Genomic DNA, 21,053 nt, shown 5'->3' with positions numbered 1-21,053 from the left:
TAGTATCCCGCAGCGTATCCTCTACGGGCTTTGCTGCGGCTAATTCTTTTATAGAAACACTTAGGAGTGAATAATGGCCCGTATTGCAGGCATTAACATTCCTGATCAGAAACATGCTGTTATCGCATTAACTGCGATCTACGGCATCGGTAAAACTCGCTCTCAAGCTATCCTAGCTGAGGTGGGTATTGCTGAAAATGTTAAGATCAGTGAACTAACTGAAGAGCAGATCGATCAACTGCGTGATGGTGTAGCTAAGTACACTGTAGAAGGTGATCTACGTCGTGAAGTATCTATGAACATCAAGCGTCTTATGGACCTTGGCTGTTACCGTGGTCTTCGTCATCGTCGCAGTCTACCACTACGTGGACAGCGTACTAAAACCAACGCTCGCACCCGTAAGGGTCCGCGTAAGCCGATCAAGAAATAATCGGGAAGGTAGAGTACAATGGCTAAACAACCAACTCGCGCTCGTAAGCGCGTACGCAAGCAAGTTGCAGATGGCGTTGCGCACATCCATGCTTCTTTCAACAACACAATCGTAACTATCACTGACCGTCAAGGTAACGCTCTTGCATGGGCGACTGCAGGTGGTTCAGGTTTCCGTGGTTCTCGTAAATCTACTCCATTCGCTGCACAGGTTGCTGCTGAGCGTTGTGCTGAAATGGCTAAAGAGTACGGTCTAAAGAACTTGGAAGTTATGGTTAAGGGTCCAGGTCCAGGTCGTGAATCTACTGTTCGCGCACTGAACGCTGCTGGTTTCCGCATCACAAACATCGTTGATGCTACACCAATCCCTCATAACGGTTGTCGTCCACCTAAGAAACGTCGCGTATAACGTTTCTGGGAAGATTGGAGAAAGATCATGGCAAGATATTTGGGTCCTAAGCTGAAGCTTAGCCGTCGCGAAGGCACTGACTTGTTCCTTAAGTCAGGTGTACGCGCGATCGATACCAAGTGTAAAATTGATAACGCACCAGGTGTACACGGCGCTCGTCGCGGTCGTCTATCTGAGTATGGCGTTCAGCTTCGTGAGAAGCAAAAAGTACGTCGCATGTACGGCGTTCTAGAAAAACAATTCCGTAACTACTACAAAGAAGCTGCTCGTCTGAAGGGCAACACAGGTGAAAACCTGCTTCAGCTTCTTGAAGGTCGTCTTGATAACGTAGTTTACCGCATGGGCTTTGGCGCAACTCGCGCAGAAGCACGTCAGCTGGTTAGCCACAAAGCTATCCTGGTTAACGGTAAAGTTGTAAACGTTCCTTCTTTCAAAGTTGCGGCAAACGACGTTGTTTCTATCCGCGAGAAAGCGAAAAAGCAAGCTCGTGTTAAAGCGGCTCTGGAAGTTGCAGAACAACGCGAAAAACCAACTTGGATTGAAGTAGATGCTGGTAATATGGAAGGTACTTTCAAGCGTATGCCTGAACGTTCTGACCTGTCTGCTGACATCAACGAACAATTGATCGTCGAGCTTTACTCTAAGTAAGGTTTAAACTAAAGAGAGGACACAATGCAGGGTTCTGTAACAGAATTTCTTAAGCCACGTCTTGTTGACATCGAACAGATCAGCACGACTCACGCAAAAGTAACTCTTGAGCCGTTAGAGCGTGGTTTTGGCCATACTCTGGGTAATGCACTTCGCCGTATTCTTCTGTCTTCTATGCCGGGTTGTGCGGTAACAGAAGTAGAGATTGAAGGCGTACTACACGAGTACAGCACTAAAGAAGGCGTTCAGGAAGATATCTTAGAGATACTTCTTAACCTGAAAGGTCTGGCTGTTCGCGTTGCCGAAGGCAAAGATGAAGTGTTCATTACACTAAACAAATCAGGCTCGGGCCCTGTGGTTGCAGGTGACATCACCCATGATGGTGATGTAGAGATCGCAAACCCTGAACACGTTATTTGTCACCTAACGGATGACAACGCTGAAATCGCTATGCGCATTAAAGTGGAACGTGGTCGTGGTTATGTTCCGGCTTCTGCTCGTATCCATACTGAAGAAGATGAGCGTCCTATCGGTCGTTTGCTTGTTGATGCTACTTACAGCCCAGTAGACAAAATTGCCTACTCTGTTGAAGCAGCACGTGTTGAGCAGCGCACTGACCTGGACAAGCTTGTTATCGATATGGAAACGAACGGTACTCTTGAACCTGAGGAAGCAATCCGTCGTGCAGCAACAATCCTTGCTGAACAACTGGATGCATTCGTAGATCTGCGTGATGTACGAGTTCCTGAGGAGAAAGAAGAGAAGCCAGAGTTCGATCCGATCCTACTGCGTCCTGTAGACGATCTTGAACTAACAGTTCGCTCTGCTAACTGTCTGAAAGCAGAAGCGATTCACTACATCGGTGATCTTGTACAGCGTACTGAGGTTGAGTTACTTAAAACGCCTAACCTGGGTAAAAAATCTCTTACTGAGATTAAAGACGTACTTGCATCACGTGGTCTGTCACTAGGCATGCGCCTAGAAAACTGGCCACCAGCATCTATCGCTGAAGATTAATCGATACTAGTTAGAAGGATTAGGTCATGCGCCATCGTAAGAGTGGTCGTCAACTCAACCGCAACAGCTCACATCGTAAAGCGATGTTTAGCAACATGGCTAGCTCTCTAGTACGTCATGAAGTTATCAAGACTACTTTGCCAAAAGCAAAAGAGCTACGTCGCGTAGTTGAGCCTTTGATTACACTAGCTAAGACTGACAGCGTTGCTAACCGTCGTCTGGCATTTGCACGTACTCGTGACAACGAAGTAGTTGCGAAACTATTTAACGAACTAGGTCCACGTTTTGCTGCTCGTCAGGGCGGTTACACTCGTATCCTAAAAGCTGGCTTCCGTGCTGGCGACAAAGCTCCAATGGCTTACATTGAGCTTGTAGATCGCCCAGAAGTTGCAGAAGCAGCTGCTGAGTAATCAGAGTTCGTAAGAACACAAAGCCGGGCAATCGCCCGGCTTTTTGTTTATTTGGCCTTTGGCTCCGCTCAGAATTGCCAGATTTGCTCAAGCTGAGTCAGCAGCGTTGCCGATGCCCCTTTGTGCTGTAAGTACTCCAGCATCAAAGGCGCGAAGACCTCCGCCATGACACTGTCCAACCCCTCATTGACAAAGACCTCTGCGACGTTTAACCGATAGGTGTCGCGAGCGTAATACGCTTCTTCTAAATCCAGGCTGGGTAACAAGTGATTCAATTCATCAAGCTGCTTCAGATCCAGTTGCTGGCTGGCCTGTAATAGCAGTGCAATACTGCCCATTGCGGCCTGACGATTGGTCAGGGGGAGATGTGAGCGCAGTTCGGTCAATAACCCATGCTCTTCGCGGTTTTGCAGATTGCGGGCGATGAGTCCATCCAGTTCATCCGCAGCGGGCGTACTCATCGGGCCGAGCAGACTGAGGGCAGACAGGATGATGAGGTAGGCTTTTTTCACAGACACTTCCCTTCACACAATAAAAAACGGCGCCGTGGCGCCGTTTCATCATAATTGAAGTAATGAGATTACAGGATGTCCAGTAGCTCAACTTCAAAGACAAGTGCTGCAAACGGTGGGATTGCTGCACCAGCACCACGTTCACCGTAAGCCAGATCCTGAGGAATGTACAGTTTCCACTTCGAGCCAACAGGCATCAGTTGCAGTGCTTCTACCCAACCTTTGATCACGCCAGTTACTGGGAATTCAGCTGGTTGGCCACGTGATACCGAGCTGTCGAAAACAGTACCGTCGGTCAGTTCACCGTGGTAGTGCACGCGAACTTGCTTGTCTGCTGTTGGGATTTCACCGTTACCTTCAGTCAGTACTTCATATTGCAGACCTGATTCCAGTACCGTCACTTCTGAACGCAGAGCGTTGTCCTTCAGGAACGCTTCACCGTCTGCCGCCGCTGCTTTCGCCGCTTCCTGACGAGCTGCTTCGGCGCGTGTGTGCATTTCTTGCAGTGCCTGGTTGATATCATCGATTTCAATCGCTGGCATCTCGCCAACCAGAGCCGTCGCAATACCGGCGGCGATTGCATCAACGTTCAGGCCTTCCAGACCGCTGCCAGCCAGTTGCTGACCCATTTGTAGACCGATGCCGTAGCTTGCTTTTTGCTCGACAGTTTCAAATTTAACTTCAGACATGAATGTCGCTCTTTTTTCGCTTGAGAATGAACCTGACAGGATACCAGCATTAGATCGAGGATCAAATCCCGCAGTGGTCAAAGGGGCAGCAATCGGAAACAGTGTGATGATTCTCTTACTCCGGTAGAAAACTGGTAAGATTTTGCGAAGGTATGACGTAGGAATCTCAATATGCCTATACTAGTCGGCTGACTTTTTTTACACTGTGCACATAGGATTTAGGAGACGGATAAGCAATGAATCGTCGCAAGAGAAAGCAACCGAAAACGGACTATGTCGCGCTGGCGAAAGAAAAATGGTCTCAGATTGACTGGCACGCTTATCTGCAAAAAATCAATCTGAAACAGATCGATTGGCAACAATGGAATCGACAGCGGCTGAGCGCCTGCTGGCAGCGTTTACCTAAGTTACATCAACGGGCGCTGATGGTATTGGTGCCTGTGGTGCTGATCTTAATGCTGGTTCCGGTTCCCGAGCCTAAGCCGCAAACTGAACCGGAAAGTCAGCGTATCGAACTGAATATCAATACCACCGGTTTGAGTGAGCAGAGCGGACAGACGGCATCTGATGCGGCGCGTCAGGACGCCTCCAAGCGTACCAGCGGTGAAATCTGGAAAGAGTACACGGTCAAAAAGGGCGACACTCTGGCACAGGTCTTTCGCAATATTGGTTTGCCGATGGCTGACTTGAATGCACTGGTGCAGGTTGAAGGCAGCGATAAGCCGCTCAGTCAGATCAAAGTGGGTCAGTTGATCCGCTTTAAACTCGAAGCCGATGGCCAGTTGGACATTCTGCAACTGGAAAAATCATCCGGTGCGGTGATGTTTTTCCGTCTGTCTAGCGGTGGGTTTGGCCGCAGCAAATAACCTTGGCCGGCGAATGCCATTGCGCAGCAGGCGCAGTGGCATCAATGGCAACACAATCAAAGCAATTCCCAGTAGTGTGACCCCATCCAGCCGTTCCGCAAACCACACCCAGCCGATGACGGCGACAAAAATCAATCCAGAATATTCGGCCAGCGCAATGTGATTCGCTGGTGCACGCTGATACGCCATCACGGCCAGGCCATTGTACGTCAGTACAAAAGCGGCACTGGCGGCCACCAAGATCAAGGCGTCAACTGAAAGTGGTTGCCACTGCACCCAGGCCAGCAGCGCGGCACTGGGCAACGACAGCAGGCTGGTCCAGAACAAGGTGGTGATGACGGGTTGATCGGCGGGGAGCTTTTGTACCAGTACGTTGAACAGCGCCAAGGTCGTGGCGGTGCCAAGCGCAAACAGCGCCGCCCAGTGAAATTGCGATGGACGCAGGACCACCAGTACGCCGATAAAGCCGATCACGGTTGCCAGTACTTTACCCAGCCCGGGACGTTCGTTGAGGAGCCAGATTGATAATGGCAGCATCAGCAGCGGCGCTGCGTAAAAGACCGCGTTGGCGGTCGCCAGGGTCATGTGGGTAATCGCCACCATCATGCAACCGCTGCCAATCAAGATCAAATGGGCGCGGGTCAGCGTGACGCCCACTTGCTGTAACCGTCGCTGTGCACGTGGCTGACGCCACCACAATGGGGCGATGAGCAGCACGGCGAACAACTGGCGGACGAACATATACTGCAATGGTGAGATACTGCCTTCGAGCAGTTTGACCATCACATCGGACAACGATGCGGCCAGATTACCGAGGATAAGCAGCCCCAGAGCCAGGGCGGTCGGTGTACGCCCCAAGATCTTAACCTGCTCGCTTCATGTCAATATGGGGAATGCCGTCTTCCAGATAGGTCTCGGAGGTGCGGGCAAACCCGTATTGCTGATAGAAGCTTTGCAAATGCTCTTGAGCACCTATTTCAATCGCTTCGCCCGGCCACAATTGTGCGCAGTGTGTGAGGGCTTGTTGCAGCAGTTGATGGCCCAGTCCGTGGCCACGTGCATTGGCGGCAATGGCAACCCGGCCAATACTGATGCTCGGATAACTGATGCCAGCGGGCAGTAGCCGTGCGCAGGCAACGAGTTGATCGTCAACGTAGCCGAGCAGGTGGTGAACCCCTGGCTGGCGGTCTTTACCATCCAATTCGGGATAGGGGCAGGTTTGCTCGACGACAAATACGTCGACGCGCAGTTGCAGCAGCTGATACAGCTGCTCAGTCGTGAGCTGGGAAAACGTCAGACAGTGCCAGGTGATCATGGCGGGTACTCAATTATTCATCATGCGTCGACTGTAGCAAGTGGTGCCTGCTTCGGCATTAACAATTGTTAATTACCGGCGCGTTTTTTTATCCGGCTCAGGCTGATAGGAGTAATGCCCAGATACGCGGCGATTTGGTAGTCGTTCAAGCGGGCGAGCAGGTTCGGGTAATGGGCGCAAAACAGGCGATACCGCTCTTCCGGAGTGTACAACAGCATAAAGCGTTCTTTATTTTCTTTGTACATCAGCTGAGTTTCCAACAGCTTGAGATAGATGGAGTGTTTCTCTGCGCGCCAGCGAAGCAGCGTGGCCAACGGCAGGCACATCAGCTCGCTGGGCGTCAGCGTTTCCAACAAGTAAGGTGACGGAGCATCCTGGATCAGGCTTTCAAAGCCGATCAGCCAGTCGTTCTCCCAATAGAATTCTTTGCTGTACTGACGGCCATTTTCTGTCAGGTAACTGGCATGACACACGCCACTCAGCAGAAAGTAAATCTCGTTGGCGCGTTCGCCCTGATTGACCAGAATATGGCGGGTGGGCAGTTCAAGCAATGAAGCGCTGAGTTGCAACTGGTCAATTTCCTCTGCGGTGAAGTGATGCTGTTGCAACTGGTGGCGAAATGCCTGAGTCATGATGGATTCTCCGATAACAAAACAGCCACAGAGTGTGCTCTGTGGCTGTTTAATCTACCCAACTTGGCGCTATTTTTGTAGATCCAACTGATAAACCGCAAAGCCGTTGTCGTCCTTGCCAATATTCTTCATCGGAGACTGGCCTTTTGCCTGGATAAACTGTGCCGCTTTGTTGCTGGGTGAAGTTTCAAAGCGAATATCGAGTTTCTGCGTACTGTGGATCGGAGCAAATGACCAGTTGTTATCGGCATTGGGTGTCACTTCGCCCTGTTCTTTGCTGACCCGGGAGATGTAGTCTGCCACGACACTGCGGTTCTCATCCGGCGCATCGAACGCCACGTACTGGCTGCCGGTGCCCGGAAACTTATTGCTGTACGCGCGGTAGTTATTGGTCGCGATCAGGAAGGTCTGCTGAGGATCCAATGCTTTGCCCTGGTAGCTCAGACCGACAATACGCTGCGAGTCGGGGTGGATCAGCTGGCAGTCTCCGTCGTAACGAGCGGGCTGGGTGACGTCTATCTGATACGAGACGCCGTCCATAACGTCAAAATTGTAGGTACGGAAACCGTCCCAGTTGATCAGGCTCTGAGGCTGGCTGCTGTTGACGTCAATCTGGTTGAACTGGCCCGCACTGCACTCCAGCCACTCTTTGACTTGCTGACCGGTGACTTTCATCGTGACCAGGGTGTTGGGATAGAGGTAGAGATCGGCGGCGTTGCGGAAAGTAAGCTGACCGGCTTCCACTTCGGTAAAGTTAGCCGGATCATTTTTACGTCCACCGACTTTAAACGGAGCGGCAGCAGACAGTACCGGCAGACCATCTAAGTCTGGGTCGCCTTGAATAAAGCGTTCGACATAATCTTTCTGCGCCAGGTTGACGATTTGCACCGTCGGATCATCTTGTACCAGCGCCAGGTAACTGTACATCACATCACTGGCCTGACCGATCGGCTGGTTGACGAAGGTACGTGTACCGTCGTGATCCGCTTGCAATGCTTTGACGATGCCCGGATCGGCGCTTGCCAGCGAGGTGTTGCTGGTTTTGTCGAAAATCGGCCGGGCCTGAGACTGACCGGCGACCACCTGCCACTGATTGCCTTTCTGTTTCAGCGTCAAATCCATCACACCGACATGGCTGCCCCAGCGCCCCGGCATCACCGCGGTTACGCCGTTGATGGTGCCTTGCTGAAGATCGGCACCCGGCAGGGACGCAAAATCCTTGCTCGGGAACACCGCGTGCGAGTGACCAAACGCAATGGCGTCAATACCGGCGACCTGAGTCAGGTAGTAAACCGAGTTTTCCGCGCCCACTTTGTACGGATCCGAAGAGACACCCGAGTGTGGGATGGCCACGATCACGTCTGCGCCCTGAGCTCGCATTTCCGGCACCAGCTTTTCTGCGGTGGCTTTAATATCTTGTGCGACCACTTTGCCATCGAGGTTTTTCTTATCCCACACCAGGATCTGCGGTGGCACAAAACCGATGTAACCCACTTTCACCTGATGCGCTTGGCCATCGGTGTCTTTAAAGGTGTGAGTTTTGATCAGATACGGCGTGAAGGCATGCTCACCGGATTTGGCGTCATACACATTGGCATTGACGTACGGGAAGTTAGCATCATTGAGCGACTCTTTGAGAAAGTCTAAGCCATAGTTAAATTCATGATTACCGATGTTACCCACATCGTACCCCAATAGGTTCATGGCTTTGTACACTGGGTGCACTTCACCTGGCTGGAGCCCTTTGGCCGCCATGTAATCGCCCATCGGACTGCCCTGGATCAGGTCACCGTTGTCAACCAATACGCTATTAGTCACTTCGGCCCGTGCCTGTTTGACCAAGGTTGCGGCGCGGGAAAGGCCGATTTTGGGTGACGGCTGATCTTTGTAGTAGTCGTAATCCATCACATTGGTATGGATATCCGTGGTTTCGATGATGCGCAGTTTGATGGTGTCTGCCATTGCCGGGCCGGCTAAGGTCAGCATGCCGCCTAAAACAGCGGCGGTGATCGGGTTGATTGCCAGGTGCATGTTGCGTGAGCTCCACTGAATGAAGAAAGAAACCCGTTTAATGTAACAAATTGCTGTGAAACCTGGATGACGGCTTACTGAAAAATGTGACCGGGTGGTATGACGATGGCGGTATTTGTTCTGCATCTCTCAGAAATTGGTCGGAAATTGGCGAACTTATCGACAAAAGTTAATTTGCTTATCAGTTATTCGAATAAAAAATGAAATTTTAGAATTTCAGGTAATAACACCGCAGCGCCATAATGCTTGCATCAATCGGAAACGGAATGCAGATATGGCGGATAAGGACATCGTTTCACCACTTCCCGTTAAGGGACCGCGTTTAGTACGCAACAGCGTGTCGCCCTCTTCACTGGTGAAACGTCAGCTACAGCCAGGCGAAGTTGCCCTGGTCGGTGCCGGGCCCGGAGACGCTGAGCTGTTGACGGTCAAAGCACTCAACTGCCTGCAACAAGCCGATGTGGTGTTGTATGACTACCTGGTTTCGGACGAGATCATGGCGTTGGTACCGGATGACACCATTTTGGTGTGTGTCGGTAAACGCGCGGGTCATCACAGTGTGCCGCAGGAAAAAACCAATCAGCTGTTGGTCGACTTTGCCCGTCAGGGCCACCGGGTTGTGCGTATCAAAGGCGGCGATCCGTTTGTGTTCGGCCGTGGCGGTGAAGAGCTGGAAGTGCTGTTTGAAGCTGGGATTGCCTTTCAGGTGGTTCCGGGAATCACCGCGGCAGCAGGCGCAACGGCGTACGCCGGCATTCCACTGACACACCGTGATTACGCCCAATCGGCGATGTTCATCACCGGACACCTTAAGGCGGAGAGTGATGACATGGACTGGTCAACGCTGGCCCGGGGGCAGCAGACACTGGTGATCTATATGGGTTTGATGAAATCCAGCTATATCCAGCAACAATTACTCGCGCACGGACGGGGAGCGGACACGCCGATTGCCATCATTGAACGCGGCACGCAAGCGTGTCAGCAAGTATTCAGAGGTCAGTTGTCGCAACTGGCGCAACTGGCGCAGGGCGCCGAGTCCCCATCACTGATTGTGGTGGGGGAAGTCGTGGGGTTGGCCGATAAGCTCAGCTGGTTCGGCACCGCCACTCAACCTCAGGCGCAACTGAATTTCGCCTAATTAACACCGCCTGAACAGGCAGTAAAGGAAGCAAGCACATGGATCAACAACGCTTAACTCACTTAAAGCAGCTTGAGGCGGAGAGTATTCACATCATCCGCGAAGTGGCCGCTGAGTTTGATAACCCAGTCATGATGTACTCGATCGGTAAAGATTCGTCGGTGATGCTGCATCTGGCTCGCAAAGCCTTTTATCCGGGGAAGATCCCATTTCCACTGTTGCACGTCGATACTGATTGGAAATTCCGTGAAATGATCGAGTTTCGTGATCGCACGGCGAAAAAGTACGGGTTTGATCTGCTGGTGCACAAAAACCCTGAAGGGTTAGCGATGGGCATCAACCCTTTTGAACACGGCTCTTCAAAGCATACAGACATCATGAAGACGCAGGGCCTTAAGCAGGCGCTGAACAAATACGGCTTTGATGCCGCTTTTGGTGGGGCGCGTCGGGACGAAGAAAAATCACGCGCGAAAGAACGGGTGTACTCCTTCCGAGACAAAAACCACACTTGGGATCCGAAGAATCAGCGTCCAGAGTTGTGGCGCACCTACAACGGACAGGTCAACAAAGGTGAGAGCATCCGAGTGTTCCCGCTGTCGAACTGGACCGAGCTGGATATCTGGCAATACATCTACCTGGAAAACATTGAGATTGTGCCATTGTACCTGTCGGCCAAGCGCCCCGTGGTAGAGAGGGACGGCATGTTGATCATGGTGGATGATGAGCGCATGAAGCTGCAGCCTGGTGAAGTGATTGAAGAGAAGAGTGTGCGTTTCCGTACTCTTGGTTGTTATCCACTGACTGGAGCTATCGAGTCTGAAGCGAACACTTTGACTGGCATCATCGAAGAGATGCTGGTGGCCACATCGAGTGAGCGTCAGGGACGGGCGATCGACCACGATCAGTCAGGATCGATGGAGCTGAAAAAGCGCCAGGGCTACTTCTAAAGGATCTTAAGGAAAGCATATGAACAGTGCAGTTGCAGCTCAGCTGGCCGAGCTTGGTATCGAAGGCTACCTAAACCAGCATCAACATAAATCCCTGCTTCGTTTCCTCACCTGCGGGTCGGTGGACGACGGCAAAAGTACTCTGATCGGTCGTCTGCTTCATGACTCTAAGCAGATTTATGAAGATCAACTGGCGGCGGTTCACTCTGATAGCCAGCGCGTGGGTACCACAGGTGAACGTCCGGATCTGGCGTTGCTGGTGGATGGTTTGCAAGCCGAGCGTGAACAGGGCATCACCATTGACGTGGCGTACCGTTACTTCTCGACGCAAAAACGTAAGTTCATCATTGCCGATACTCCGGGACATGAGCAATACACCCGTAACATGGCAACTGGTGCGTCAACCTGTGACCTGGCGGTGATCCTGATTGATGCGCGCAAAGGCGTACTGGATCAGACCCGTCGTCATTCATTCATCTCTAACCTGCTGGGGCTGAAGCATTTTGTCGTGGCGGTCAACAAAATGGATCTGGTCGATTACTCCGAAGAGCGTTTTGAGCAAATCCGGGCTGAATATTTGGCGTTTTCTGAGCACCTGCAGGGCGAAACGGACATTCAGGTGATCCCGCTCTCAGCACTGGAAGGCGACAACGTGGTGGATAAGAGCCGCAATATGGCCTGGTATCAGGGACCGTCACTGCTGGAGTTGTTGGAGTCGGTGGACGTGGACCGCGAAAAAGGCAGCGGTGAGTTCCGTTTCCCAGTGCAGTACGTCAGCCGTCCGAACCTCGATTTCCGCGGTTTTGCCGGTACGGTGGCCTCTGGTCAGGTTCAGGTTGGCGATGAGATTGAAGCACTGCCGTCTGGCAAGCGTTCGAAAGTGGCACGTATTGTGACATTCGACGGCGATCTTGACGTTGCACAAGCCGGTCTGGCAGTAACTCTGACACTGGAAGATGAAATCGACATCAGTCGCGGTGATTTGATTGTGTTGCACAATGTCGAGGTGGAGTCCAGCAACCATCTGCTTGCCGATGTGGTGTGGATGACCGAACAGCCTCTGCAACCGGGGCGTGAATACGACATCAAGCTGGCAGGGAAAAAAACCGTTGGCAGGGTGGAGGCGATCCGCCATCAGTATGACATCAATAATCTGGCGACCCACTCGGTAGCTGAGCTGCCATTGAACGGCATCGGCTTATGTGAGTGGTCACTGACAGAGTCGGTTGCGCTGGACAAATACCTCGATTGCGCAGACACCGGTGGCTTCATCATTATCGACCGTCTGAGCAACGTGACGGTGGGCGCTGGTTTAGTACGTGAGAGCCTGACTCAGGTGTCGCGTCCGGCAGGTGATGTCTCCGCGTTTGAACTCGAACTGAACGCACTGATCCGCAAGCATTTCCCACACTGGGATGCCAAAGATCTGAGCCAATTACTGAAATAACAACAAAAAAGTAAGTCATTACTTCGCTTTAAGGACGAGTTATGTGGGAACAAGGGTTTGTGTTGGCGATCTTGCTGGGCATTATGACCTGCCTGATTGTAACTCGTATTAAACCGAGCTTTATTTTTGCCGGCGCGGCGTTTATCGCCTTTATCGCCGGCATGGTTGAGCTCAATACCTTAGCGTCGAATTTCACTAACTCGTCACTGCTGACTTTGGTGCTGCTGATCCTGGCGTCCTGTGCGCTGGAGAAAACCCGGCTGATCAGCTGGGTCAGCAGCAACATTTCACGCGGCCGGCTGGGTACGGTCGTGGCCAAACTCGGTGTTTCGACCGCACTGCTGTCTTCGTTTACCAACAATACGGCAGTGGTGGTGTCGTTGATTGGCGCGATCAAGCGCAATCAACAGCACGCGCCTTCCAAGCTGCTTATTCCCCTCTCTTACGCGGCGATTTTTGGCGGCACGCTGACGCTGATTGGCACCTCCACTAACCTGATCATTAACAGCTTCGTGGAAGACGCCGGTTTACCCAGCTTGAGCTTTTTCGCGCCAACGCTGATCGGACTGGCGGTGCTGGTGGGCGGAGTGCTAATTCTGGTGCCGCTCAGTTACCTGCTGCCTAGCTACGATGATCACGGTCAGGATGACCTGCCGTATTTCCTTGAAGCGCGGGTGGAAGCCGGCTCGCCCCTAGTGGGACGCAGCATTGCGGAGAACAACCTGCGCGCGCTGCGCAAACTGTTTCTGGCGGAAGTGATCCGAGATGGCCATAGCTTGCCATCGGTCGACCCTGACTTTGTGTTGCAGGCGCGTGACCGGTTGCTGTTCTGTGGCGACGTGGAAAGTGTCGCGACTTTGCAGGAAATTCATGGCCTGACTTTATTTGGCCAGCATCACCTCAATGGCCAGAACTTGGTGGAAGTGGTGGTCAGCTCCTCGTCCAGTATCTGCGATAAAACCCTCAAATCGAGTCATTTCCGTGACCGCTTTGATGCGGTGGTGGTGGCCATTCGCCGCGGCCATGAACGTCTGGAAGGCGGGTTGGGTAACATTCGCCTGACGGCGGGCGACACCCTGGTCCTAGTTCCCGGAAAACGCTTTGATGCGGAGCGCAGTGCTCACCGACGCGAATTTGTTCAGGTCAATGATCTGGACTCCAGCGCACGCCTGGACGCCAACAAATCAACGCTGGTGTTGCTCGGCTTTGCGGCGGTGATCGCGCTGGGTTTGACCAATATAGTACCAATTATCAAAGGTTTGGCGGTATACCTGATTGCCCTGCTGGCACTCGGCATCATCCAAATCAGCGAGCTGAGACGCCGTTTCCCGGTCGATATTGTGGTGATTGTGGGCTCGGCACTGACCATAGCCCAACTGATGATTTCATCTGGTTTGTCGATGCGGATGGGAGAAATGTTCATCCACGCATTCAATGGTTGGGGTGTATTTGGTGCACTGGTGGCGACTTATCTGATCACCCTGCTGCTCACCGAGCTGGTGACCAACAATGCGGCCGCGGCTCTGGCATTCCCGATAGGCTACAGTATGGCCGTCGGTTATGGTGTCGATCCGATGCCGTTCATTATGGCGGTGTTGTTTGGTGCCAGTGCCAGCTTTATCTCGCCTTACGGTTATCAAACCAATCTGCTGGTGTACAGCGTTGGCAACTACAAATTAACGGATTATGTGCGGATCGGGATCCCGATTTCGATCGTGTATTCGGTGCTGGTGCTGGCATTGATCCCCCATTTTTTCCCGTTCTGACAGCACGGTTTAACAAGGAATATGACTATGACAGCAACGTCCCGACAAGATGAAAACATTGTGTGGCATTCACATGCGGTGGACAAAACCTTTCGCGCCGGGCTGAAACAACAGCAGCCTGCGGTCTTGTGGTTTACCGGTTTGTCCGGTGCCGGCAAGTCGACGGTTGCCGGTGCACTGGAGCAGCGTCTGGCAGAGCTGGGTTACCATACTTATCTGCTTGATGGGGATAATGTGCGCCACGGTTTGTGCAGCGATTTGGGCTTTTCAGAGCAGGATCGCCGCGAAAACATTCGTCGCATTGGTGAGCTGTCCAAGCTGATGGCCGACGCGGGGCTGATTGTGCTGTCGGCGTTTATCTCACCGCATCGGGCGGAGCGCCAACTGGTACGTGACATGTTGCCACCAGGCGAATTCCTTGAAGTGTTTGTGAACACCTCATTAGAAGTGTGCGAGCAGCGCGATCCCAAAGGGTTGTATAAGAAAGCCCGAGCGGGAGAGATCCGCAATTTTACCGGGATCGATTCCGAGTATCAGCCACCGCTGGAGCCTGAGATCGACTTACCGGCGGGTGAGTTGCCGCTGGAGCAGTTGGTGGATCAGTGTCTCGCTGCGTTGCGCACGCGTCAGATCATCGCCTGATCACACCGTGTGATGCACCTGGCTCTTCACATCGGTGTGCACCAGGAATTTGTGATTGAGCAGAGCCACCAATTGATCGTAATAGGCCATATTGGGTTTATTGCCCAGTAGCTGACACAACTCGTTGCCGGTCGGGGTAAAGCGGTAGTAGAGCAGACGCACACCTTTGGTGTTGGTCTGCAGCGACAGGTGCTTGCCTTGGTAGCTGAGCGTCAGTGGCGGTTCTGCTTCGATTTCACCCGACTCCAGTTCGCTGGCGTGCAGCAACCCAAGTTCAATCAGGACCAGCAGGCTGGAATAGGGCAACTGAAACGTCCCCATGTTGAGGTTCTGGGTAGTGTTGCGCCGACCGAAACTGAATAATCCGCCTTGCGCTTTGTAGCCCAGCAGCAGTTTTCGGCTGTGATCGCCGCCAAAACTGCACCCCAGCGATGCGGCGCGTTGCAGGATCTGCGCCTCTTTCGGGGTCATGTCATGCAGGATTTTCAAGGCTTTCATGGAGGTGGAGCCGGGATTGGTGACTTCCCGCTTCAGCACTTGGGCCCATAAGCGCTGCATTGAGCTGTTGTGGATCTCATGTGCCAGGTCAAAAAAGCGATACAACCAGTCCTGATCCGGCTCGCCAGCGGTTTCGTCTTTGCAGGACACATGCGCCAGCTTAACGATCTGTTCGAGATTTTTTTGTCGTTGTTCACGACGTTTTCGCTCGCGTACCAGCGCTCGTTCAAGGGCATTTTTTTCCGGCGATTCTTTTTGCAACAGGGCATCCAGGCCATGAGCCTGAGCGATGCTCAGAATCCGATTGGCGCTGTCCTTTATGTAACTGGATTTACGATCGCGTGCGTTCGCAGCGTGATCATGTTCAATCACTACAGGTTTGCTTGCTTCTGCCATGAGGTGTCCATTCGTCGCCTGAATATTCCAAAAGTAAAATGTACCCCGAACCGGGCAGAGCCGCCATAAAAATTGTTCCGAGCGGTTTGATAAAATTGAGCTATCACAAATGATAATAACTTGTTAAAATTGTTATCGATATTTGTGAGGGGCTTATGAAATATTCAAAAGAGAATAAATTCAAAAAGCACCTGTCCATTGCTTTACTTCTGCTGGTGTATCTGGGCGTGCTGGCTTACCTGTCCCGCTACATCGGCTAGCCGCAATAAACAGGTGGCTTGTCGATATTACATGTCGTCGTATTCTTCGATCGCGCTGCCTTCGATCATATACCCTGTATCCGCCAGCTCCGTGCTCATCGGCACGGTTTTCAGTGTACCTACGACATAAATGACGTCCCAGAGCTGTTGCACCGGGGCGCCTTTGGGGAACTTAACGTAAATGATCTGGTTTGGCGGTGGTGGCGGGACATGAATACAGGCACCGAAGTACGGCACCAACAGAAATTCAGTCACGGTGTTTTCATCACCTTCGAGCGGAATAACAAAGCCGGGAATTTTCACCTGGCTGCCGTTGAGCTCGTTGCGCACGGCGCCGACTTTTGATTGCTGCGCGGCGGCGCCATCATGGTTAACATTGGGCATGCCCACCGAATCGAAATGTTTGCGCTCACTCTGCGGCACCAAATCAATCCAGTCCAGTTTCAGTGCTTCTTCGGTGGCGCCGACCAGCGGGGAAGCCGCAAGCAGCACCATCAGCGCAAGCTGTCGTAATCTACGTGTCATAAGGTCCTCTATATACGGATAGTCATGCCGTCGCTGAGCGACTGACGATAAGCGCGAAACGCCGGAATAAAACCAATCAACAAGCCCGCCGCCTGTACGCAGGCCAGCAGCCCCCATTCGTACCCGCTGATCCCCGTCAGTTGGATCTGGATCCCGTACTGTTGCTGGATCAGCGGCGAGGCGGCGGCTAATACCGTGTATACCCCGGCAACCCCGACCAGAATACCAGCCAGTGTCAGGCCGGCAGCTTCGCTGATCAACAGGGTAAATACGTGTCGGGGTCTGGCGCCCATCGCACGGAGAATCGCCATTTCCCGCCGCCGCTCATTGAGGCTGGCCAGCAGGCTGCTCAGCATACCAAACAAACCGGCCACCACCACAAATACGGAAATGATCATCAGTGCCTGTTCGGCAACCGACATCATGCCCCATAGCTCTTGCAACGCGACACCGGGCAGAATCGCACTCAAGGGCTCTTTGGGATAGGTGTTGATCTGACGCTGCAGGGCAAACACTTGGATCCGGGACTGTAAACCGATCAGCATCGCGGTGATCTGTTTGGGCTCAAAGTCCATATTGGCCAGCGTAGCGGCATCTGGTGTTGGGCCTAACTGGGCGCCCGACTCCCAACCAACATGAATGGCTTCAATCGCTTGCAGCGAAACGTGCACGGTTTTGTCGACCGGCGTACCCGTGGGGGCTAGGATACCGACAACATGAAACGGCAGTTTATCGTGACGGCTGAAACCCACGTCGGCGATGCCATGCGCAATAATGATTTCGCTGCCTACCTGATAGCCGAGCTGTTTCGCCACGTCGGCGCCAATCACGGCCTCGAATAAGCCATTGAATTCACGGCCACTGGCAAATCGCAGTGGTTGTTTCTGGCCATAGCGATAGTGCTCAAAGTAGCTGTGGTTGGTGCCCATCACCCGGAAACCTTTATGTGAATCCCCGAGTGAAATGGGGATTGCCCATTTCACGGCCCGATGCTGACTGAATTCCTGATAGCTTTTCCAGTCGATGTTATTGGTGGCGTTACCGATACGAAACACCGAATACAGCAGCAGGTTCACCTGTCCGGAACGCCCGCCGACGATCAGATCGGTGCCGGAGATGGTATTGGCAAAACTGGTTTTGGCCTGAGTTCGGATCCGCTCCACCCCCATCAGCAGAATCACCGAAATCGCCACGGTCATGATGGTCAGTATGGCTGTCATCCGGCGGTTTTTCAGGCTTTTCCAAGCCAAATTCAAGGTCGCGGTCATCAGATTGCTCCCTGGGCCTGATTAAGTTGCAACAGATCGATACTGCGGTTGAACAGCCCTTCCAGTGTTGGGTCATGGCTGACAAAAATCAGCGTGGCACCGGCCTGGGAAGCCTGTTCCAGCAGCAGTGAGATAAAAGCGCTGCGGTTATCATGATCGAGCGCTGAGGTCGGTTCATCCGCGATGATCAGCGCCGGATCACCTATTAGTGCACGCGCGGCGGCCACGCGTTGCTGCTGACCGATACTCAGCTCACTGACGGGTCGTTCCAGCAGTTCAGCGCTCAGGTGCAGGCGTTGCAGCAGCATTGTCGCCGTTTCGACTGGATGACGGCACAGTTGTTTGCGCCGGCGTGAAAACTGGCAGGGCAGTAAGACGTTGTCCAGCACTGAGAGGTAAGGCAACAGGTTAAATTGTTGAAATATGTAGCCGATATGGTCGGCGCGAAAGCGGTCTTTGCTCCGGGAGGTCATGTCAGACAAGCCCTGTCCGAGGATGTTGATCTGGCCTGAGGTCGGGGCGTGAATGCCGGTCAACAGGCCGAGCAGGGTGGATTTACCACAGCCACTCGGGCCTTTGATAAAAACATGCTCGCCCTGCCGGACCGTCAGAGAGGGGATCGCCAATATCGGCTGCGTTGCGCCGGGCCACTGAAAGCGAACGTCCGTCAACTCGACCACATTCGGCTCCACGATTGTCGTGTGTGTGTTCATATCCGTTTCCGACAAGCAGAGGAGGCCAGTGTGGCTGGCCTCCGGTTGAGTTTTTACAGGGAAAGGGTGCTTTGACCCGGCTTCAGTTGATGTGCGTTCTGTCCTTTGTCCGTCAGCAGGTTCGCCTGAATACTTTGTGTCGACGAAAAATGATTAAACCAATGGACGTCGATCTGGCTGAGCTGACCGATCTGTTGACAGTCATAGCGGTATTCCACACTGAAACTGCCGTGGCCATCATGCTCTTCGTGATGATCGTGATGTTCATCGTCGTGTTGATGATCATCATGGTGCTCATGCTCATGCTCATGCTCATGCTCATGCTCATGCTTATCGTCGTCTGCGAGCAGCGTATTGGTCACCGAGGTGTGTTTGATCTGACACTGAGCGGCGGAGGAGAGCGTCAGCAGTTTATCGGCTTCTGCCAGAATGGCATTGGCTTTGGCCAGTGCAGTTTGTTCGCTATCGCTTTGCGGGGCGTGTTCAAACCCGACCACGTCCGCGCCTGGTGCTGTGATCTCGACCAACAGTTCAGAGCCGTCCTGAGCAATGTTGAATTCAACCTGGCCGTGAACGTGGGCGTCGTGTTGACGGAACCCGTCTTCCGCGGTTGCTTGCGCGGCGCTAAGGGCGAAGCCAATGGCCAGCGCCAGTGAAGTTTTGATTTTCATGATAAGTGTCATCCTTAGTTGAGTTGGCTATCTGTTGTAAAAGGGTGGTTAGGCAGCGTGCGTTGGTGGAGAACGCGCCTGATACACCGGCTGAGTAACAGAATAACGAACCCGATGAAGGACGGGGCTAAAATGGTCTGGCAAAGACGAGTCATGCCAGTGAAATGCGGCAGCATGGAGAGCTTGGCCAACCGATGAAAACAGCTGGCAATCATGGTGTTGGTGGTGTTCTGCGGTGATGTCCAACTGGTGGCTTACCGACGCGAAGCCGAGCCACAAAGTCAGGGCCAGGGCACACAGTACAGCCATGGATCGAGAGCGTTTTGAGTCGCGCAGCACTAGAACAACACCGAAATAACGTAAATGAAGTGTTATGTTATAACAAATAATTACGTCTGTGTCAGGCAAGATTCACCGGTGAGTGTTCCCCACCGGTGGAGCGGGTTACAGGTGACTTTTCACCAGTTCGATCACCTGATTGATGTCAGTCTGATTCAACGCACCTTCTTTAACAAACAGTACGTTACCGCTTTTGTCCTGCACGATAATGGCTGACGACTCTTCTTTCAGTTGCCAGGCGGACGCGACTTTGCCGGATTCATCCAATACGATGGATGACCACGGAAACTCTTTTTTACTGTCCTGCGCGGAGGATTTGACGAAAGAGCCAGTGCCCCAAATCGCGTCGTCCTGGTTGATCACTGTGGTGGTCTGGTAGCTTTGTTCCGGGAACTTGGCGGCCGTGATTGCGGTCATCAAAGGGGCGTTCATCTCTTTGGCGCTGCTGCGTCCGGCGATGGCCTGAATGACGCGGACTTTACCGGCCAGTCCCTGGCTGTTCCAGGTCTGGTAGCTGACGTCATCACCGCTGAGCAGAATTTCACCGTATTTGTCGACACTGACTTCGGGTACCGGCCGGCCGGTGGCGATGTTGTGTGCTGAGGCAAACAGTGGAGAGCAGGTCAGAAGTAATGCTGTTATTAGTTTGTTTTTCATGGCTTTCTTCCTTGTGAATGTGCCACGAAAGTATATACGCATAACCCGGAGCCAACAAAAAAGTCGCCAAATAGGCGACTTTGGTCACGCTTCACTCAATGAGGGAGGAAAGCACACGCCCGTGCCACCGAGTCCGCAATAGCCATCCGGATTTTTGGCCAAGTACTGCTGGTGGTAGTTTTCCGCGTAGTAGAACGGGCCCGCGGGCTGAATCTCGGTGGTCACGGTTTCACGCTGGTGAGCGCTGAGGCTTTGCTGATAAATCTCACGCGACGATTCGGCGCTGGCCTGTTGTGCGGCATTGTAGGTGTAGAGAGCGGAGCGGTACTGAGTGCCGAGATCGTTCCCCTGACGCATCCCTTGGGTGGGATCGTGATTTTCCCAGAAGTGACGCAACAGCGTATTGAGACTGATGACCTGTGGGTCAAACACCACGCGCACGACTTCTGTGTGGCCGGTTTGTCCGGTGCAGACTTCTTCGTAGCTCGGGTTTGGCGTGTAACCCCCGGCATAACCCACCGCGGTAGCGATCACGCCATCCAATTGCCAGAACAGGCGTTCTGCGCCCCAAAAACAGCCCATGCCAATCAGAATTTTCTGATGGCCTGATTCGGGTTCTGCTGTCAAACTAGACTGATTAACATAATGGATATCGTCGATTTGTATCGCTTGTGGCCGCCCTGGCAGAGCGTCTTGCGCAGAAATCAGGGTGTGTTTGTTGAGCATAAGTGACTTCCTTAATAATGAGATTATTCCTAACAGGCGGTGTTATTGACGGATTCCATACAGACTTAGTACCTGATTAACGGTATTATTTCAGTTAATAAT

The 21,053-nt window shown here is 52.7% G+C and carries 24 protein-coding genes and 1 pseudogene; 11 read left to right on the top strand and 14 right to left on the bottom strand.

Annotated features, from left to right (window positions below; all coding sequences use genetic code 11):
* Positions 1-73 precede the first annotated feature (73 nt).
* The 5 genes from rpsM to rplQ are packed head-to-tail and all read left to right on the top strand — an operon-like array spanning position 74 to position 2,913.
* A complete protein-coding gene (gene rpsM, locus CAG64_RS11475) occupies positions 74-430 on the top strand; it encodes a 30S ribosomal protein S13 (protein ID WP_005383154.1) in 357 nt (118 codons plus the stop codon).
* Positions 431-448: 18 nt separating this feature from the next.
* Positions 449-838 (top strand): 30S ribosomal protein S11, encoded by a 390-nt coding sequence (gene rpsK, locus CAG64_RS11470; RefSeq protein ID WP_001118870.1) that lies wholly within the window; start codon positions 449-451, stop codon positions 836-838.
* 27 nt (positions 839-865) lie between these two features.
* A complete protein-coding gene (gene rpsD, locus CAG64_RS11465) occupies positions 866-1,486 on the top strand; it encodes a 30S ribosomal protein S4 (RefSeq protein ID WP_021704462.1) in 621 nt (206 codons plus the stop codon).
* 24 nt (positions 1,487-1,510) lie between these two features.
* Positions 1,511-2,503, top strand: a complete 993-nt coding sequence (locus CAG64_RS11460; RefSeq protein WP_021704461.1) for a DNA-directed RNA polymerase subunit alpha — start codon at positions 1,511-1,513, stop codon at positions 2,501-2,503.
* A 26-nt stretch (positions 2,504-2,529) separates the two neighbouring features.
* Complete coding sequence (gene rplQ, locus CAG64_RS11455) at positions 2,530-2,913, top strand: 50S ribosomal protein L17 (protein WP_021704460.1); 384 nt, start codon at positions 2,530-2,532, stop codon at positions 2,911-2,913.
* A 68-nt stretch (positions 2,914-2,981) separates the two neighbouring features.
* Here the strand turns inward: rplQ and CAG64_RS11450 are convergent, their stop codons facing one another.
* Entirely contained in the window at positions 2,982-3,425 is a 444-nt protein-coding gene (locus tag CAG64_RS11450; protein ID WP_161488626.1) for a DUF2780 domain-containing protein, read from the bottom strand.
* 68 nt (positions 3,426-3,493) lie between these two features.
* Entirely contained in the window at positions 3,494-4,114 is a 621-nt protein-coding gene (locus CAG64_RS11445) for an FKBP-type peptidyl-prolyl cis-trans isomerase (protein WP_021704458.1), read from the bottom strand.
* A 236-nt stretch (positions 4,115-4,350) separates the two neighbouring features.
* On the opposite strand from CAG64_RS11445, the gene CAG64_RS11440 reads away from it, so the two are divergent.
* Positions 4,351-4,980, top strand: coding sequence for a LysM-like peptidoglycan-binding domain-containing protein (locus CAG64_RS11440; RefSeq protein ID WP_161488625.1), 630 nt, complete (start codon positions 4,351-4,353; stop codon positions 4,978-4,980).
* On the opposite strand, the gene CAG64_RS11435 is transcribed toward CAG64_RS11440, so the two are convergent.
* The 4 genes from CAG64_RS11435 to cpdB all read right to left on the bottom strand — a co-directional run bounded on the left by CAG64_RS11435 (position 4,921) and on the right by cpdB (position 8,958).
* Positions 4,921-5,841: a DMT family transporter gene (locus CAG64_RS11435; RefSeq protein ID WP_337247451.1), complete on the bottom strand. Its 921-nt coding sequence runs from the start codon at positions 5,839-5,841 to the stop codon at positions 4,921-4,923. The genes CAG64_RS11440 and CAG64_RS11435 overlap by 60 nt on opposite strands.
* A 1-nt stretch (position 5,842) precedes the next feature.
* Complete coding sequence (locus tag CAG64_RS11430) at positions 5,843-6,295, bottom strand: GNAT family N-acetyltransferase (protein WP_161488624.1); 453 nt, start codon at positions 6,293-6,295, stop codon at positions 5,843-5,845.
* 68 nt (positions 6,296-6,363) lie between these two features.
* Entirely contained in the window at positions 6,364-6,927 is a 564-nt protein-coding gene (locus tag CAG64_RS11425) for a Crp/Fnr family transcriptional regulator (protein WP_161451378.1), read from the bottom strand.
* A 69-nt stretch (positions 6,928-6,996) separates the two neighbouring features.
* Positions 6,997-8,958: a 2',3'-cyclic-nucleotide 2'-phosphodiesterase gene (gene cpdB / locus CAG64_RS11420; RefSeq protein WP_161488623.1), complete on the bottom strand. Its 1,962-nt coding sequence runs from the start codon at positions 8,956-8,958 to the stop codon at positions 6,997-6,999.
* A 274-nt stretch (positions 8,959-9,232) separates the two neighbouring features.
* Here cpdB and cobA point away from each other — a divergent pair, with 274 nt between their 5' ends.
* The 5 genes and pseudogenes from cobA to cysC all read left to right on the top strand — a co-directional run bounded on the left by cobA (position 9,233) and on the right by cysC (position 14,898).
* On the top strand, positions 9,233-10,096 hold the full coding sequence (cobA, locus tag CAG64_RS11415) for a uroporphyrinogen-III C-methyltransferase (RefSeq protein WP_161457274.1): 864 nt from the start codon (positions 9,233-9,235) through the stop codon (positions 10,094-10,096).
* A 23-nt stretch (positions 10,097-10,119) separates the two neighbouring features.
* Positions 10,120-11,043: pseudogene (cysD, locus tag CAG64_RS11410) on the top strand (sulfate adenylyltransferase subunit CysD); the annotation flags it as partial.
* A gap of 19 nt (positions 11,044-11,062) precedes the next feature.
* A complete protein-coding gene (cysN, locus tag CAG64_RS11405; RefSeq protein ID WP_161457273.1) occupies positions 11,063-12,490 on the top strand; it encodes a sulfate adenylyltransferase subunit CysN in 1,428 nt (475 codons plus the stop codon).
* A 41-nt stretch (positions 12,491-12,531) separates the two neighbouring features.
* Entirely contained in the window at positions 12,532-14,256 is a 1,725-nt protein-coding gene (locus CAG64_RS11400) for an SLC13 family permease (RefSeq protein WP_021704449.1), read from the top strand.
* Positions 14,257-14,283: 27 nt separating this feature from the next.
* The gene (gene cysC, locus CAG64_RS11395) at positions 14,284-14,898 is read left to right on the top strand and encodes an adenylyl-sulfate kinase (RefSeq protein WP_202600968.1); all 615 of its coding nucleotides are present in this window, start codon (positions 14,284-14,286) and stop codon (positions 14,896-14,898) included.
* Here cysC and CAG64_RS11390 read toward each other — a convergent pair whose 3' ends face one another.
* The 8 genes from CAG64_RS11390 to msrA form a co-directional block, all read right to left on the bottom strand.
* A complete protein-coding gene (locus CAG64_RS11390; protein WP_161457271.1) occupies positions 14,899-15,792 on the bottom strand; it encodes a TIGR03899 family protein in 894 nt (297 codons plus the stop codon).
* Positions 15,793-16,079: 287 nt separating this feature from the next.
* Positions 16,080-16,547: a DUF3299 domain-containing protein gene (locus tag CAG64_RS11385; protein WP_443084060.1), complete on the bottom strand. Its 468-nt coding sequence runs from the start codon at positions 16,545-16,547 to the stop codon at positions 16,080-16,082.
* Positions 16,548-16,585: 38 nt separating this feature from the next.
* Positions 16,586-17,845, bottom strand: a complete 1,260-nt coding sequence (locus tag CAG64_RS11380; protein ID WP_161448724.1) for an ABC transporter permease — start codon at positions 17,843-17,845, stop codon at positions 16,586-16,588.
* Positions 17,845-18,558, bottom strand: coding sequence for an ABC transporter ATP-binding protein (locus tag CAG64_RS11375; RefSeq protein ID WP_161448722.1), 714 nt, complete (start codon positions 18,556-18,558; stop codon positions 17,845-17,847). Before CAG64_RS11375 ends, CAG64_RS11380 begins: the two co-directional genes overlap by 1 nt.
* A gap of 53 nt (positions 18,559-18,611) precedes the next feature.
* A complete protein-coding gene (gene zrgA / locus CAG64_RS11370; RefSeq protein ID WP_161448721.1) occupies positions 18,612-19,229 on the bottom strand; it encodes a zinc uptake protein ZrgA in 618 nt (205 codons plus the stop codon).
* 48 nt (positions 19,230-19,277) lie between these two features.
* Entirely contained in the window at positions 19,278-19,568 is a 291-nt protein-coding gene (locus CAG64_RS11365; RefSeq protein ID WP_337247449.1) for a DUF2607 family protein, read from the bottom strand.
* A 105-nt stretch (positions 19,569-19,673) separates the two neighbouring features.
* Positions 19,674-20,225 carry a YtfJ family protein gene (locus CAG64_RS11360; RefSeq protein ID WP_161448719.1) on the bottom strand — a complete coding sequence of 184 codons (552 nt, stop codon included), beginning with the start codon at positions 20,223-20,225 and terminating at the stop codon, positions 19,674-19,676.
* 84 nt (positions 20,226-20,309) lie between these two features.
* Complete coding sequence (gene msrA / locus CAG64_RS11355; RefSeq protein WP_021704441.1) at positions 20,310-20,951, bottom strand: peptide-methionine (S)-S-oxide reductase MsrA; 642 nt, start codon at positions 20,949-20,951, stop codon at positions 20,310-20,312.
* Positions 20,952-21,053 lie beyond the last annotated feature (102 nt).

Origin of the sequence: Vibrio sp. V38_P2S17PM301 (assembly GCF_009904845.1) — a bacterium.
In the GTDB taxonomy this organism is placed as follows: domain Bacteria; phylum Pseudomonadota; class Gammaproteobacteria; order Enterobacterales; family Vibrionaceae; genus Vibrio; species Vibrio proteolyticus.
The sequence above is the reverse complement of the archived record's forward strand: the minus strand, read 5'-3'. Positions and strand labels throughout refer to the sequence as shown.